The sequence below is a fragment of the Marinithermofilum abyssi genome (assembly GCF_014641195.1).
GTDB lineage: Bacteria > Bacillota > Bacilli > Thermoactinomycetales > DSM-45169 > Marinithermofilum > Marinithermofilum abyssi.
On sequence record NZ_BMHQ01000001.1, the window covers coordinates 159892 to 175221 of the forward strand.

16 protein-coding genes are annotated in these 15330 nt (G+C 52.1%); 2 read left to right on the top strand and 14 right to left on the bottom strand.

The features are described from left to right. Window positions 1-2: 2 nt before the first annotated feature. Window positions 3-590, bottom strand: a complete 588-nt coding sequence (locus tag IEW70_RS00795) for a non-canonical purine NTP pyrophosphatase (RefSeq protein ID WP_188646028.1) — start codon at window positions 588-590, stop codon at window positions 3-5. A gap of 392 nt (window positions 591-982) precedes the next feature. Between IEW70_RS00795 and IEW70_RS00800 the strand changes: the two genes are divergently transcribed. After that, window positions 983-1126, top strand: a complete 144-nt coding sequence (locus tag IEW70_RS00800; protein WP_188646029.1) for a hypothetical protein — start codon at window positions 983-985, stop codon at window positions 1124-1126. A gap of 63 nt (window positions 1127-1189) precedes the next feature. Here the strand turns inward: IEW70_RS00800 and mtnA are convergent, their stop codons facing one another. The 6 genes from mtnA to IEW70_RS00830 all read right to left on the bottom strand — a co-directional run bounded on the left by mtnA (window position 1190) and on the right by IEW70_RS00830 (window position 7074). Continuing rightward, window positions 1190-2275 (bottom strand): S-methyl-5-thioribose-1-phosphate isomerase, encoded by a 1086-nt coding sequence (mtnA, locus tag IEW70_RS00805; protein WP_188646030.1) that lies wholly within the window; start codon window positions 2273-2275, stop codon window positions 1190-1192. After that, a complete protein-coding gene (gene mtnK, locus IEW70_RS00810; protein ID WP_188646031.1) occupies window positions 2272-3498 on the bottom strand; it encodes an S-methyl-5-thioribose kinase in 1227 nt (408 codons plus the stop codon). The genes mtnA and mtnK overlap by 4 nt, the downstream gene beginning before the upstream one ends. Window positions 3499-3516: 18 nt before the next feature. After that, window positions 3517-4074 (bottom strand): acireductone dioxygenase, encoded by a 558-nt coding sequence (gene mtnD / locus IEW70_RS00815; protein WP_188646032.1) that lies wholly within the window; start codon window positions 4072-4074, stop codon window positions 3517-3519. 416 nt (window positions 4075-4490) lie between these two features. Beyond that, window positions 4491-5150 (bottom strand): methylthioribulose 1-phosphate dehydratase, encoded by a 660-nt coding sequence (mtnB, locus tag IEW70_RS00820; RefSeq protein WP_188646285.1) that lies wholly within the window; start codon window positions 5148-5150, stop codon window positions 4491-4493. Window positions 5151-5155: 5 nt separating this feature from the next. Beyond that, entirely contained in the window at window positions 5156-5851 is a 696-nt protein-coding gene (locus IEW70_RS00825; RefSeq protein WP_188646033.1) for a 2-hydroxy-3-keto-5-methylthiopentenyl-1-phosphate phosphatase, read from the bottom strand. After that, window positions 5848-7074 carry a 2,3-diketo-5-methylthiopentyl-1-phosphate enolase gene (locus IEW70_RS00830; protein WP_188646034.1) on the bottom strand — a complete coding sequence of 409 codons (1227 nt, stop codon included), beginning with the start codon at window positions 7072-7074 and terminating at the stop codon, window positions 5848-5850. The genes IEW70_RS00825 and IEW70_RS00830 overlap by 4 nt, the downstream gene beginning before the upstream one ends. 199 nt (window positions 7075-7273) lie before the next feature. Between IEW70_RS00830 and IEW70_RS00835 the strand changes: the two genes are divergently transcribed. After that, complete coding sequence (locus tag IEW70_RS00835; RefSeq protein ID WP_188646035.1) at window positions 7274-8356, top strand: quinone-dependent dihydroorotate dehydrogenase; 1083 nt, start codon at window positions 7274-7276, stop codon at window positions 8354-8356. A 56-nt stretch (window positions 8357-8412) separates the two neighbouring features. Here IEW70_RS00835 and IEW70_RS00840 read toward each other — a convergent pair whose 3' ends face one another. From IEW70_RS00840 to ppaX, 7 genes are all read right to left on the bottom strand, one after another. Next, window positions 8413-8733 carry a helix-turn-helix domain-containing protein gene (locus IEW70_RS00840; protein ID WP_188646036.1) on the bottom strand — a complete coding sequence of 107 codons (321 nt, stop codon included), beginning with the start codon at window positions 8731-8733 and terminating at the stop codon, window positions 8413-8415. A gap of 188 nt (window positions 8734-8921) precedes the next feature. After that, window positions 8922-10040, bottom strand: a complete 1119-nt coding sequence (locus IEW70_RS00845; protein WP_188646037.1) for a Ger(x)C family spore germination protein — start codon at window positions 10038-10040, stop codon at window positions 8922-8924. Continuing rightward, window positions 10037-11131: a GerAB/ArcD/ProY family transporter gene (locus tag IEW70_RS00850; RefSeq protein ID WP_188646038.1), complete on the bottom strand. Its 1095-nt coding sequence runs from the start codon at window positions 11129-11131 to the stop codon at window positions 10037-10039. Before IEW70_RS00850 ends, IEW70_RS00845 begins: the two co-directional genes overlap by 4 nt. Next, window positions 11112-12536: a spore germination protein gene (locus IEW70_RS00855; protein WP_229751748.1), complete on the bottom strand. Its 1425-nt coding sequence runs from the start codon at window positions 12534-12536 to the stop codon at window positions 11112-11114. Before IEW70_RS00855 ends, IEW70_RS00850 begins: the two co-directional genes overlap by 20 nt. A 326-nt stretch (window positions 12537-12862) precedes the next feature. After that, window positions 12863-13471 carry a TetR/AcrR family transcriptional regulator gene (locus IEW70_RS00860; RefSeq protein WP_188646040.1) on the bottom strand — a complete coding sequence of 203 codons (609 nt, stop codon included), beginning with the start codon at window positions 13469-13471 and terminating at the stop codon, window positions 12863-12865. Window positions 13472-14101: 630 nt separating this feature from the next. Further along, the gene (locus IEW70_RS00865) at window positions 14102-14623 is read right to left on the bottom strand and encodes an acyltransferase (RefSeq protein WP_188646041.1); all 522 of its coding nucleotides are present in this window, start codon (window positions 14621-14623) and stop codon (window positions 14102-14104) included. Then, window positions 14595-15287, bottom strand: a complete 693-nt coding sequence (gene ppaX / locus IEW70_RS00870) for a pyrophosphatase PpaX (protein ID WP_188646042.1) — start codon at window positions 15285-15287, stop codon at window positions 14595-14597. The genes IEW70_RS00865 and ppaX overlap by 29 nt, the downstream gene beginning before the upstream one ends. Between the last annotated feature and the right edge of the window lie 43 nt (window positions 15288-15330).

Here is a 15330-nt window from a genome sequence, read left to right on the forward strand (position 1 = left end):
TCTTAAGAATTTCCGGAGCCCTCACGCCGGCGAAGCCATTCCGCCAGTTCTTTCAATGCTACCACCCGGTAAGAGAAGCGTTCCCGTTCTGCAGGGAGCATCTCTGCCAACGTGCGATGCTCTCCTTCCGGCACAAAGAGCGCGTCGAAAGGAAAACCCGGGTCCGGTGTCACGCCGGCGGGCAAAGATTCCAGTAGCCGCCCCCTCGTCCGGGCGGAGAAAAAGACTTCCTCCCCGTCCCACAATAATCCGATGCCGCCTTCAAACCAAGCTTGTCGTGTCTCGCCGGCGAGCAGCTTCATCACTCCCCGATAGCCGATCCCCTGAAACACACGCTTGGACAGCACACCCGGAAACTGATGATAAGCAGCAAAAAAGATGCCTGCATCATCCACCATCGCCCGGTCCACTCCCATTCCCCGCACTTGACGCAGCTTCTCCCGTGTCACATGTTCGATGGAGCCCGCATCCGGTTCGGAGATGTCCAAGGCAATGGGAACGACTTCAATTCCGTACTGGGACAATACCCGTTTCGATTCCTTGATTTTTCCTTCATTTTGTGTTGCAAAAGGCAATTTCACTCGTCTCACTCCGTTTCCGCCCCTTCATTATACTCAAAAAAAAACGCACCGCCTCGAATATATAAATGGGAGCCTAAGGTTTGTCTGATCCTTTGTTACAGGGGAGCCGGTCCGGTGTGAGCGTCTCCGATCTCTTACAAAAAGCGCATAGCGAGATCAGGGAGCGGAGCGACCTTGGCGAGACTTGTACTCTGTGAGTGCAAAGGATCTTCACCGACCACACCGACCCTACCATCTATCGAAAAAGCTTAATTTACCAGACACGCCTTAGCCCGAGAGGGCTATGGCACCGGTTCTTTTCTCAAGTACAATGAAAAGGATGAAACATCCGGGGGAATAGGTTATAAAGACGTGATACACTTTCCCTTTAGAAAAGGAGAAAGGTTGAGGAGGAGAACACGATGGAGCAATGGGGGAATTTTTTCACGTATATCGGGATCGCCATGGGGATCGGCGGTATTTTTCTTCGCATTCGCGACCGCAGTGCCGGGTTGGAACTGGCCGCACTGGGAGCGTTGTGTCTGTTGATCGGCTGGTTGGCATGATTATACCCATGAGGAATAAGCCCGCTGCAACGGCGGGCGTTCATATTTACTGAGATTTCACGATCATTTTTCCGCTATAGTCTGTTTATGAAGAACGACCCGGCGCAGCCCTTCTTTATCCCGCGGGTCAACGATGCCATTCTCGGTGATGATGGCCGTGACGTATTCCGCCGGGGTGACATCAAAGGCAGGATTGTATACCTGGACTCCCTCCGGGGCGGTCGCTTTGCCAAACCCGCAGGTGATCTCTTCTGCCGCCCTTTCTTCAATGGGAATCTCCGCTCCCGTCGGGGTGCCGAGATCGATGGAGGATGTGGGAGCAGCCACGTAAAAGGGAATACCGTGAGCTTTGGCCAATACTGCCACACTGTACGTGCCGATTTTGTTGGCAACGTCCCCGTTGGCAGCCACCCGGTCCGTCCCCACGATCACAACTTGCACTTTGCCTTCTTTCATTACTGCTCCAGCCATGTTGTCACAGATCAGTGTCACATCCAAGCCCGCCTGTTGCAACTCAAACGCCGTCAGCCGAGACCCTTGCAACACGGGCCGCGTCTCATCCGCATACACTTTCAGCTTCCAGCCCCGTTCATGGGCCAGATACATCGGAGCCAAGGCCGTGCCGTAAGCTGCCGTAGCCAGACCGCCGGCATTGCAATGGGTCAGGATGCCCATGCCGTCTTTCAACAACGTTAATGCATATTCACCGATCCGGCGGCAGACCTCGGCATCTTCCCGGTGAATGGCCCGTGCCTCAGCCAGAATCGCCGCTTTTAGTTCTTCTACTGATCGGCTGCGCAGGGTTTCCACTTTCGCCGCTGTCCGTTTCAACGCCCAAGAGAGGTTGACCGCTGTCGGACGAGCGGCATTGAGATCGTCGACCAACCGGGGAAGCTCCTGCCAAAAAGCGTCCTCTTCCCCATCTTGAAAGTTGCGCATTCCCAGATACAAACCGTACACCGCCGCAATCCCGATGGCGGGAGCTCCCCGCACAGCCAAGTGAACGATGGCCTCTCGCACTTCTTCCGCTGTGGTGATCTGGAGAACCACTTTTTCCGCGGGCAGACGGCGCTGATCCAACAGCGCCAAATAATCCCCCTTCCACTCGAGGGAAAGAGGATGCGGCGGGGTCCATACCGGCTGGGTCATGCTTGCACCTCCTGTTTGGAGGCGATGGAACAAACCAGACGGAGTACATCCTCTGCGCTGTGCAGATTTCGCCGTCGCAATACCAAGGCCTTCCCTACTTCCAATGCCAGCTTTTCCGCTTTGGCCCGTTCCGACGCATCCTCGAGCGACTCCAGATCCGCCACCGGCGCCAAACCGATCACCCGGCGCATCATCTTGCATCCGGCGAAACCCGCCGCATCCTGCAGCACCTGGTGTATCACATCATCCAAAAAGCCGGGAGCGGTCCACATCGGATCCGTCACGTGCTCTTGCCACAATGCCCGGAAGCGGGACTCAAATCCAGTCCACATCGCTTCAGCCGTGTCCCTGATCCATTCCCGGTAGGATCGTATTTCTTCCGCATCCCCCGGATGTCCCTCCTGGGAGACATAGGAAAGGAAGAAGTTGGCCCACAATGCCCCCACGTCAAAGCCCATCGGCCCGTAAAAAGCGAATTCCGGATCAATCACCTTGGTGCTTTCAGCGGTAACCATGATCGACCCCGTATGCAAATCCCCGTGCAGGAGCGCCTGTGCCCGAGCCATAAACGCTTCCTTCAGCTGAGCCACTTCCCGCTTCAAACCCTCGTTCTTCCAAATGGACTCCACTTCTTCCCGGATCAAAGGGTTGAAAGAGTTGGTTTCCGCATCATAATAAGGATCGGTAAACACCAATTTTTCGGTAATATCACACATTTCCGGATTGATAAATTGGCGGACACGCGCTTTTTTCTCCGCCGGAGTCAGTGCATACTCCGAACTGAAAAAGAGAGTTCGGGCCAAAAAAGCAGCCATATCCTCCGCCAGCCGGGGGTAGCGGGTGCGCCCGATCATCCCTTTTCGCAGAATGATATGATCGGATAAATCCTCCATCACGGTCAACGCCTGCTCCCTGTCACTGGCAAACACCTTGGGAACCAATCCCGGTGCCCACTGGTTGTAAAGTTGGAGCGCTTCTCCTTCAATTCGCGCCCGGTCCAGCGTCAGCGGCCAGGACTCGCCCACCACCCGGGCGTAAGGCAACGCCTGCTTGATGATGACACTCCGGCCCGACGCAGGATCGACGATATGAAAAACCAGATTCAAATTCCCATCGCCGATTTCCCGATTTTCCAGCACCGCTTCTTCCGGAAACACTCCTTCCAATCGGCGTGCGTAATTCACCGCGGTCTGTTCGTTCAGTGCCTGATAAGCCTCCCCCATCATCGGTACCCCCTTTAATCACTTCATGCGAGATGATTCCTTGACAAAAGCCGGATCCTGATATGGATGGGCCACCCAGCCGGAAGGATCGATAAACAGCCGCACGGCAACTACCCGGCGATTCTCCATCAACGTAAAGAAATGGGGTGTGTTTTCCGGGACGGAGATCACGTCTCCGGCGGACAGTTCTACGTCAAAATAACCCGTTTCCTCATCCCCCTTGATGGTGAAAATACCGTTGCCTGCCGTAATCGCCCGCACCTCATCTTCGGTATGGGTGTGGACATTTTCAAACTTCTTGAGCAGCTCATCCAAGTTGGGGGTCTCCTCGGACAGGGAAACGATATCCCATTGCACATATCCGCGCCGCTGGGCCAATGAACGGATCTCCTCTTCATACGTCCGCAGGATTTCTTCTTTCTCCTCGTCCGTCAGATTGAATTTCTCCTGTAAGGATTCCGGCAGCTTTTCCGGATCCCAGTGCTCATACAGCACCTCTTGGCGTTCCAGAAAATCGCGCACCTCCGCCTCGCCTGCCAAACGTTCCCCTGTATTGCGAATATGAATCTGTGCCATGCTGATCCCCTTTCCTTCACCTTTTTCTTTGCAATTATTGCCTGCCGTGATCCCCTGGTTACATCACGGGCCGCCATAATGAATATATTTCGACCGCAGGGCCGGCAGCTTGATGACAAACCTTTATAATCGCTTCGACTCTTTTGCCCATTGCTCCCTTTCCTCCGACGCAGAAGTTATACTGTCCGCTCCAAGTGATTCAACGAGACGCGGCACAATGCGAAAGTGCACTCAAAAAGTACAAGCACCCACAGGGCACACGTCACGCCTTGGTCGCAAGCTCCCAGGTCGTGCTATGCGCCGCTTTTTGTCTCGTCTCCTCTCTTGTCGCTGAGTTCGTGCACATTCCGAGAAACTTTGTCAGCAGCCTCTCGACTGCAAGGTCGGCTTTTTCCTGTCTTCCCCTTGCAGGTCCCTCATCGCCTGTGTTCCAGCATCCATTGCTGAACCTGATATGCAAACAAAAACTCGAAAGCTTCCAAATGCCGCTTGGCAGAAAAGGCGCTGTCTCCCCATACGTAAATACCGTGGTTGCGGATGAGAACACCCGGAACACGGGCGCCGGCTGCTTTTTCTACCGCATGGGCCAACCGGCGAATATCGGCATCATTTTCTACGATGGGAACGGTAATCGAGGCTCCTTCATCCCAAACCCCCAACGCTTTTATCAGCTCATGGCGGGCAAAGGTGACCCCTCCTGCTTCAAAGCACCGATCCGACACCAGGTTATTAGCCACCGTATGTACGTGAAACACCGCCCGGCAATCGCTCCATTTGCGGTAAAGAGCTGTGTGAACCAACGTTTCCGCCGAAGGCTTCAGATGGGTCGGCAAAGTCGGCTTCCCTTCCAGATCCACCACCAGAAAATCTTCCGGGGTATGAATCGCCTTGTCTTTTCCGCTGGCGGTCACCGCCACCAGGGTATCTCCGTTTTCTCCCTCCACCCGAAGGGAGAGGTTGCCGGAAGTGGCGGGAAACCACCCTCGACCGGCAAATACCTCTTTGACCTCCCGCAACTGATCAAAGACGGCCTGCATTTTCTCCAGGGAAACATCCACTTTGGAATAGTTCAGCATTGACGTCACCGGGAATTCCCCCCTGTCAGCAAAAACTCCGATTTCAATATCTCGATCACATCGGTAAACGTCGTAAAGGGACGATGTGGAAGATGCAAGTCCTGACATTTCTTCAACAGCAGATCCCGCGCGATGACCAAATCGGCCATCTTGGCGGCCGCCAAGTCGGTAATACTGTCACCGATCACGATTTTCGTCCGGCTGTTCGGATAGGAGCGCAACACCCTCGTCTTACACATCCCGCAATTTCCTTGCGGGCAATCTGCGTCACACGGATGGGGCCAAGTAATCCGAATCTGCTCCCCGCTGAAATCACTCCCGTTGCAATAGATATCCGCCTCGGAAATACCGAAAGGTTTCAAAATGGGATAGACAAAAAAGTCGATTCCCCCGCTGGTCACCAAAAAGCGGATCCCCTCCTCCCGGCAAAACCGGAGAAACTCCCCAAACCCGGGGCGGATCTCGACGCTGTCCACGGCATAACGAACGATTTCCTCGCAACGGGAGGCAGGCAACAGGGAAAAGAGACGCCCCACTCCTTCCCGAATGCTCACCCGCTGAGTCAGGATATCGTCCTTGATCGCCTTCCACCCCGGCGGGTCAAAGTGTTTAAGTATCCGGATGATGTTGTCGTTCACCGTGATCGTGCCATCAAAGTCGCAAAAAATCACCGGACGTTGGAGCGCAGTCGCTTGGTTCAATGGACGAGCACTCCCCACTTTTCTATGGCTGTCCGAAGCTCCGGATGGTCCGCCGCCGCTTCCTCTAACGAGCGGCCTTCCGTCACGGCATCGATGGCAGCAATAAATGCTTTTCCACCGGCAGTGGAGCCCTGAGGATGTCCGTGAATGCCTCCGCCGGCGTTTACCAGTACATCGGTTCCAAAGTCCCGGTACAACACCGGCACCAATCCGGGATGAATCCCCGCGGCCGGTCCCGGCAATGCCCGGCGGTGATGCGGCTGCTCCGACCGCAGGTGTTCCGCCACACCCAAAGCCTCCTCCCGAGGCATCGCTACCGATCCATAGGGGGAAGGATAAAGCACCATATCCGCCCCTGCCCACCGCATCAACTTGCCCAGGAGCAAGGGTGCAGACAATCCGTGATTCGGCGAGCTGTAGACCGCTCCCGCAAAAGCCGGATGGGCCATGATCGGAACCGATATTTCCGGATGCGCCGCCAGCCGGTGCAAGATGTCAAAACCATAGGGGAGGACATTGAGAAGCAGGCAGGAAGCTCCCGCTTCCACCAGCCTTCGAGCCCGATCCACCAACTGATCCACAGGCCCCGTCAAGTTGACGGCATAGAGCGTTTTGACTCCAGTCTGTTCTTCCCGTTCCCGATTCAGCGCTGCAAAAGTTTTCACCCGTTCCACAGCCGGTGCCTGCTCATCGGCAAAGAAGATCTCATCATCCTTCACCAGATCCACTCCGCCGTCGATCTGGGCTTGATAGGCCTCTTTCAACTCTTCAAGGGACATCCCGATACACTGCTTAAATATGCTCATCAGAAGCGGACGGCCTTCCACACCCAGCCGCTCCCGCACCCCTTCCACACCGAATCGGGGTCCGGGCAACTGCGCCTCAAATGCTTCCGGCAAGTCCACATCCACCAACTTAATGGAACCGTCCATCGACAATTTGCCGAAAACGGTGGTCAGCAAAGCAGGGATATCCGGGAGGACGTTGATTACGGGATATCCCACCGTAATCTCCCCGCGGGGAGTACCGTCCGCCGCCGGGGGAAGCTCTTTCACATCCACGACTTGACCCAAATGTGGCGCCATCGTTTTCTGTTTGTCCGCGGGCAATTCCGTCCAAGTCCCCACGGTCAAGCCCACCGCGATGCTTTTGGCCTTTTTTTCCAGATCGGTAGCGCCTTCCACCCGATACGTAGTTACGATGAAATTCGCGTCTGCCGCCATATTTTTCAACTCCTTGGGATTACTCTATGTATTCGATCAATTCCATTCCTTTTTTAATATTATTGCTTTAAATCCTATCACATAACAGGGTTTTCAAGCCATACGCATTTCATAAATCGGATAAGAGACACCCCCGAAAAAATATGATATGCTACGTGAAAGAAACAAGATTGATAGTTTGTGAAAGGAATTACCCGACGTGTATGCATGGATAAAGAAATGGTTATTTCGTTTGGATCCGGAAAAAGCCCATGAGTGGACCGTGAAAGGGTTGGAAGCCGTCCAACACTCATCCGCTCTGCTCTGGTTGATGCATCGAGCATATGATTGGAAAGACCCGCGATTGGCCGTCTCCTGTTGCCAGATGAACTTTGACAACCCGGTGGGATTGGCGGCCGGGTTCGACAAGCATGCCCGGGTGTATCCCGCCTTAGCCGCGCTGGGATTCGGTTTTGTGGAAGTAGGCACTTTGACTCCGCGTCCCCAACCCGGCAATCCCCAGCCGCGGCTTTACCGTCTGCCGGAAGATGAAGCCTTGATTAACCGTATGGGCTTTAACAACAGCGGGGTGATCCAGGCGGGCGCCCATTTTAGCGACCTGCCCCGCCCCAATATCCCCATCGGCGTCAACCTGGGAAAAAACAAGCATACGCCTCAGGAACAGGCAGCAGCCGATTACCGTATGGGGCTTCGGGCTCTTTATCGGCATGGAGATTATTTCGTCGTCAATGTCAGCTCACCCAATACGGCGGGACTGCGGGACCTGCAGCACACAGAGGCACTGTACCGGCTGTTGTCAGACGTTTTGGGGGAACGGGAAGTGATGCGGGAAGAAACGGGGGAAGTTCGACCCGTCTTTCTCAAAGTGGCTCCGGATCTGACAGATGAGCAACTGAATGAAATTGTTCAAATCGGTTTGGGACTGGGGATTGATGGATTGATCGCCGTCAATACCACCCTTGCCCGGGATGGCCTGAAAAGCGCCCATCAACAGGAAACGGGCGGCCTGAGCGGCCGTCCTCTGCGCGAACGGGCTGTCGAAGTGATTCGGCACCTGTACCGTTCCACAGAAGGCCGGGTTCCCATCATCGGTGTCGGAGGCATTTTCACGGGCGAAGACGCCTATGCCACGATCCGGGCCGGTGCCACTCTCGTACAGGTGTATACGGGAATGATCTACCGCGGTCCGAGCATTGTCAAATCGATCAACCGTGAGCTAATCCGGCTGATGGAGCGGGATGGTCTCCATTCCATCCAGGAAGCCGTCGGCCTCGACACATAATCCATAGGAAGCCTCACGCCCACCTGATTGGTGGGCGTTTTTATATGACCCATTCTCTATTCCCATTTTTGCTTGACTTTCCTGTAAGCCTCTAAACTTTCCCGCAGATAATCGATCTCCTCTTCCGTTATTTCCGTCAATTCACGGTACAACGGCGGCAGCGAGCCATATCCGTGGGGATCATCAGACAGACCGATCAAAAAATCTGAGGTGACTGAAAAAAAGTGGGCCACCTTCTGCAGTGTCAAAAAATCAGGTTCCCGCTTGCCGATCTCATACATCGACAAGGACCCCCGGGAGATGCCCAGCTCCTTCGCTAACTGTTCCTGCGTCAGATTGGACCGTTTGCGGAGCTGGGACAGGCGTTTGCAAAACAATCCGAACCCTCCTCATGATGATGACGTTAACCTGTATAGGAGAACATGCCCTGCTCATTTAACCTACCTGTATCGAACATTTTTTTATTTTTCGCCACGCTGGAACATAAATCCTTGCTTCCAGGGCCAAACAGATAAAAAAGCCGCTCTTTTTTGAGCGGCCAGCTTGATCACAAACCTCTCCCTCTTTATTTCAGAAGGTCGTCTCCCATAATCTCCACTTCCACTTTGGTATGGAATCGAACCTTGGGATAATCTTTTGACCATTTCTTTCGCTTCCACACTTCCGGATGAAAGGCAATCAGCTGTCGACCTACCCCGAAGGCATCGCAGCGGGCTCGCTGCATTTTTTGGATCACTTCCTTGGACTCCCGCGTCAACATGTTCGAGAGGGTTTTATTCAGCTTTTTTATTTTTTTTTCATTTTCCAGCTCATTTCGGGGATATTCCATCGCTATCGCCCGTAGTTTCGCGTGGAGTTGGACATCCACCTTCCCATCGGGCCGGGTTGCCACCTTGAACTTGCGCTTCACCCGATTGATCTGGATAACGATATAATTGGCTGGATTGTCGGGGTTGCCGGGGTGAACCTTTCGTGCAAACCGGGTCTCCTTACCGTATCGACCCGAGAGCAAGTTAAATAAAACCGCTTGATCGTGATGAAGTCTTCCAGTCATGCGGTGACCGTGGAACATCGCAACTCCTGTAACTTGAACCTCTCTTTCTCCCGTTTTTTTGACAAGGGGGATCATGAAATCTTTCCCCGGATCCAACATCTTCGAAAAAGTCGATTCAACGGTGTTCGGCGAAGAAATGATACTGAAATTCTCCGCATTTTTAAGTACTTCGAACAGGTATTGACCAATGAAAAATGTCCCCGTCTTTTTGATTCGAAAGATATCTTGTGCCTTTCCGTCCACAATCGCCATCTTGGCGTAGACCGCTGTTTTTGGATCCCGGTACAAAACATCCAGCAAAGGATAAATATCGGACGTGGCCAAGGATTTTCCGATCAGGTACACCAGATCATCATAATGGCGAACACGGCCCGCGGTTTTCTTTCTTAACTGATTTACCGAATCCCTTTCAGTAAGTCCGACCGCAGAATGTATTTCGTCTACGATTCTTTGCTGCTCCCCCGGTTCCACTTCCCGGATGGCTGCCGTTTGTTCGATCTTCCCCTCTGAAGTCCGATCCATCGAATATAGAATAACCAACCGAGCCTCTTTTAAATCATCCTGATCCCAACATCCCGGCAGAAAGAGGAGCATAGAAAAGAGAGAGATCCAAGCGATTCCTTTTTTCATGCTGTTCCACGCTCCTTCTTTTTTAACAAGTAAGAAAGCACCAACAACATCAAAGGCAACCCGTGCAAAAAAACATACGCCGCTATATCGACAAATTTGCTTAATTTGACCATTCCACTCGAAGTTTGGGGGATGAGGGAGACTACAAAGCAACAGAGCACAGCATAAGGGACCCATTTGCTGTGGTTACGGCTGCCGAAGAGAGAGGCCAGCCCAGTGGCAGCGGCATAATAGTAACTTGCTGCCGTGACGATGATCGTCGTCGCCCAAATGTTTATGAAGATTAAATCGGGACGGTGGACCATATACAACTGATAACGTCGGATCAAATACAAGACCGGTTCAGAAATCAATCGAAGCTGTTCCGGATTAAATGCGATCAAGCAAATGAATACAGTAAAGGTATAAGAAAGAGTAACAAATAGGTTGGCAAAAAACGCAGCCTTTAATTTTCCCCTGCTTTTTCCTTCAACGAAGGGATAAATCAAAAGCAGCATTTCAAAGCCATACATGGCCGTAAACGTATCTTTGGAAGCTTTCACGATATTCCCCCAGCCGGCTTCCTGAATCGGAAACATCAGTGTGAAGTCGACATCGACAAAACCATAAGTTACCAGAAGTATCAAGAGAAGGATGAGGAAAGAAGTCAACACATAATACCGCGCCATCATCCTTATATTTCCCCTAGCCAAGTATATACCGGCCACTACCATTAGGACCAGAACCGCCCACCTGGGGGTTTTCGGCAACATCCACCGGTTGAGAACATCGCTGAAGGACACCATAACGAATACGCCGACGGTAATAAAGTAACCCGTATAGGCGAAGTTGACTACTTTCCCGAGGAAATTACCGAAGATCTGGGAGCTGATCTCATAGACCGTAGAATTAGGGAAGCGTTTCATCAAGGCCCACATGATAAAAATGAGGACTTGTACCACAATACCGGAGATCAATACGGAAATCCAACCCCCGCCTTTGGCAATCATATGCACCTTGGAGGGAAGGGACAGAATCCCCACCCCTATTTGAGTCTGGATGATAAACAAGGCCATTTGCACTGGGGAAATGCTACTTTTTTCGCTGGTCACGGCGCTTCCAACTCCTTGAAACGGTTTCCTGCGTCATCCGCTTCGGATGCGGATCATGAGGACGTTGGCTCAACGTCCAAATCGGGAAACGGAGAAACGTGTCCTTCATATCCTTCAACCGCAGGGGAGCTAAGGGAGCCAGGTAGGGGGTTCCAAAAGATTCCAGTTTGCACAAGTGCATAGAAATCATCATCAATCCGAAGGAAATTCCGTAATATCCATACATGGCCGCAAAAAACATCAACGGAAACCGGAGGAAGCGAACCGCCCCGCTCATTTCGTTCGACGGAACGACAAAGGAAGCAATCGCCGTCAGGGCAACCACGATCGTCGTCGGATAAGAGACCAATCCCGTCCGGACGATCGCATCGCCGATCACCAAACCGCCGACAATGCCGATGGTCTGGCCAACCCGGCTCGGCAGGCGAATCCCTGATTCTCGCAGCAACTCAAAAATCAATTCCAAGAATATCACTTCAAGCAACGGGGGAAAGGGAACATGTGATATGCTGCCTTGGAGTCTGAAAACCAGGTCTACCGGCAGAATTTCCGGGTGGAAAGAGACCGTGGCGATATAGAAAGCCGGCAGCTGAAAGGCGACTAAAAAACTCAACAACCGGATCATCCTGACGAACGATCCCACCATCCAGCGGCTGTGATAGTCATCGACTGATTGGTAAAAGGCGAACAAGGTCACCGGTACAATCAAGGCAGTCGGATCCCCGTCAGCCATGATAGCCACCCGGCCATCCATGAGGTTGGATACAGTCCGGTCCGGACGCTCTGTAATTAATATCTGCGGAAACGGGGAAAAAGTTTTGTCCTCCATAAACTCTTGGATAAATCCAGGGGACATCAACATATCGGCAGAGATGTCCTTTAGCCGCCGTTCCACTTCCTTGATCAGTCGGGGATTGGCCACATCCTGCAGATAAAGAATGGCCACCTTTGTCTGGGTGACTCTTCCGATATGCATATACCGGACTCGCAAGTTAGGACTTTCCATCAACTTTCGGACAGCATACAGGTTGTGAGTCAAGTCCTCTACAAACCCGTTGTGGGGTCCGCGGACCACGTACTCGTTCTCAGGTTCGGATATATCCCGAACGTAAGAAGCCTTTGCTCCTATGACGAGGAAATCCTTATGCCCATCCAGAAAATAAAGGCACATGCCTTTGAGCAAAGCGGCAATGCCCTTTTCCAAGTCGTTTTCTCTCTTTAACTCCACGGAAGTGAATAAATGGTCCAGTTCGTCACTGTGATTCCGGGTGAGCGGTTCGATGATATTTTTCTGGATCACTTTTTGATCCGTCAGTGACTCGATATAGAGGAGTATCCCTTTCCTCCCCTGAAAAGATAGGGCCCGCTTTTTCACATCATCCGAAGGAAACAGTGCCTGTTCAATATAAGAAACATTTTTCTCAAGATGATGAGAGGCGGATCGGCATGGAACGCCGTCTCTGTCGCCTCCTCTTCTTTTACGCTGAAAAAATTTTTGAAACACGTCTGGTTCGTCCTTCTTTTTTTTGTCATATGGTTAATGTCACCAAAAATAAGGAGTTCATACCTATCCACTGTAAACCCCTAACTCTCAGCTTCTTGAAACCAACAAAAGTACCGACGGCACAGATGGTGAGTCTGTCCGCTCCGTTTCACACCAAAAAACCAGCCGCAGAATTGGGACTGCTCCCATCTGCGACTGGTTCATGTGATACGAAACCTATTGGGCTTTCATTTCCTTTCGGGAATCAATCCGTACAGTGCTGCTTCCACCAGGTCATCCACCTGATTTTCGGCAATCGTGTAATCCGGTGCAAAAGCGCCCATCACGACACTAAAAAATACCCGTTCGGCCATATCGGGTGAAATCTCCCTGAGTTCTCCCGATTCAACGCCTTCCCGAATCACCCGGCGAACAGGCTTCCACATCCCCTCTTCATAATATCCCATCACTTCTTCTACTTGATCCGGAAAAATAATGTTCAAATCCCGAGTGACCGATTGATGAAAATAGGTCATGTCCGGATATTCCAAACACAAATGACAAAACTCTTTGAGATACATCTTCAAGCGTTCCCCTGCCGGGAGGTCCAACTGCAGGATTGCTTCGGCATACCGTTTCCATTCTTCCAGGGAGCGACGGATCAAAGTTAAAAAAACATCTTGCTTATCTTTAAAATAATAGTAGATAAGTCCACGCCCCAAACCAGCGACGCGGGCAATTTCACCGATTTCCGCCCGATGATAGCCACGCTCCCGGTAGACTTTTAATGTCGCCTCCAGGATCTGTTGAATCCGTTTCTCCCGTATCGCCTGATTTTGTTGAGGTGATCGCGGCATCTCTTTCCTCCTTACACACTGTTCACGCATTTCCAATGGATCATATTTATTGTATAAATCCCTCTCTCCCGCCGTCAATCGGCTTTGATGGCAATAAGTTGAAACTTGAAGTTCCATGAAAAAAAGAAAAAGCCCAGCCTAATTGCTGAGATTCATTGGATGACAAATCTCTCTTGAACACCGCAAAAAGCTCTTCTACCCGTCCCCCTCTACCTGGGATACTGTCCGCTCCGAAATAGAGCGTAACTGTGGAGGAAAGCGACACAAAGCACGATGAAATACCCAGTGGGTTCGATGACCGAGCGCGAAACAAAGAAAATTGCTTGTACACCCACAGGGCACACGTCACGCCTTAGGGTTTGTCTGATCCTTTGTTATAGGTGGCCGGTCCGGTGTGACCGTCTCCGATCTCTTGCAATAAGCGCAAAGGATCTTCGCGATCACACCGACCCTCCCCATTTATCGAAGAAGCTTGAATGAACAGACACGCCTTATCGCTTTGCTCCTCTCGCTTTTTGCCTCGGTCCTACTTATCCAAGCTGAGAAAGCCGCTCAAAGGCCGCTCCTTGTGCGATGTGCTCTCTCATGGACTCTGTCAGCAGCTCCCATCAAACACCGTCGACATCCTGATCACCCTTCTTGTTCCGGCGGTGTAGCTTCTTTTTCTTCGTTTAAATACCGGATGATCCGTGCGGGGCAGCCGGCGACAAAAGCATACGGCGGTACATCGGCATTGACCAGCGATCCGGCTCCTACTACCGCATGATCTCCGATGGTCACTCCCGGCAGGATGGTGCTGTTGGCACCGACCATCACATTGTTCCCAATCCGTACATCACCCAGACGGTATTCCTCTACCAGATATTCATGCGTCAACACAGTGGTATTATAGCCGAGGATGGAGTTATCTCCGATATAAATCCGTTGCGGGTGCAGCACGTCCATCATCACCATCATGGCGATGGCCGACTTCTCTCCGATGGTGATCCCCAACAAGCGGCGATACATCCAATTTTTCAAGCGGAAGGAGGGATTGTACCGTGCCAATTGGATTACGACGGCATTTTTAATCGTACGCCAAAAAGGAACCGTGCTGTATACTTGCCACAAAGAGTTGCTTCCCTTAACGGGATACCGTTCGGTTCTTCTCATCGCTGTCCCCCTCTCGTTGGCGGCCCACATCCAAAACAGTCAAGAGATCTCCCATCGTATCCAGTACGTAATCAGGTGAAAGCGCTCGCAGAGAATCGTCGGCATGAAGACTCCAAGCCACTGCTGCCGAGTCAACCCCGGCGGCTTGGGCTGCCAGGATGTCGAATTTGCTGTCTCCCACCATCAGCGCAGAATCGGGCTCCGCCTGCAATTGATCCAGTGCCAGTTTGACCGGCGCCGGGTCCGGCTTGGGAGCCGGTGTATCCCCAAAGCAGACGACCGTCGACATAAAAGGCGTCAATCCGGTCAAGTCCAACCCCATTTCCACCGTTACACGCTGTTTATTGGAGACGATTCCCATGGTGACTCCTTCCTCTTTCAACCGGCGAACCGTTTTGATTACACCGGGAAAGGCTTGAACGTAATCATCATGGTGGGCGATATTGTGCTCCCGGTAGGTTTTCACCATGGCCTCCGCCTGCTCTTCCCCGCCGAAGCGTTTCATCTGCTCATACAAAGGTTCCCCCATGCAGGCCAGAACGTCTTTTTCCGTGTAACGTCCAGGACAATGATGTTCCAATGTATACATAAATGAAGCCAGTATCAAATCATTGGTATCCAAAAGCGTCCCATCCAAATCAAACAGTACGGTGCGGTACTTCAAATGCGATCACCCGCCTAGCTCTTTTTCGACAAAAGACTTTTCT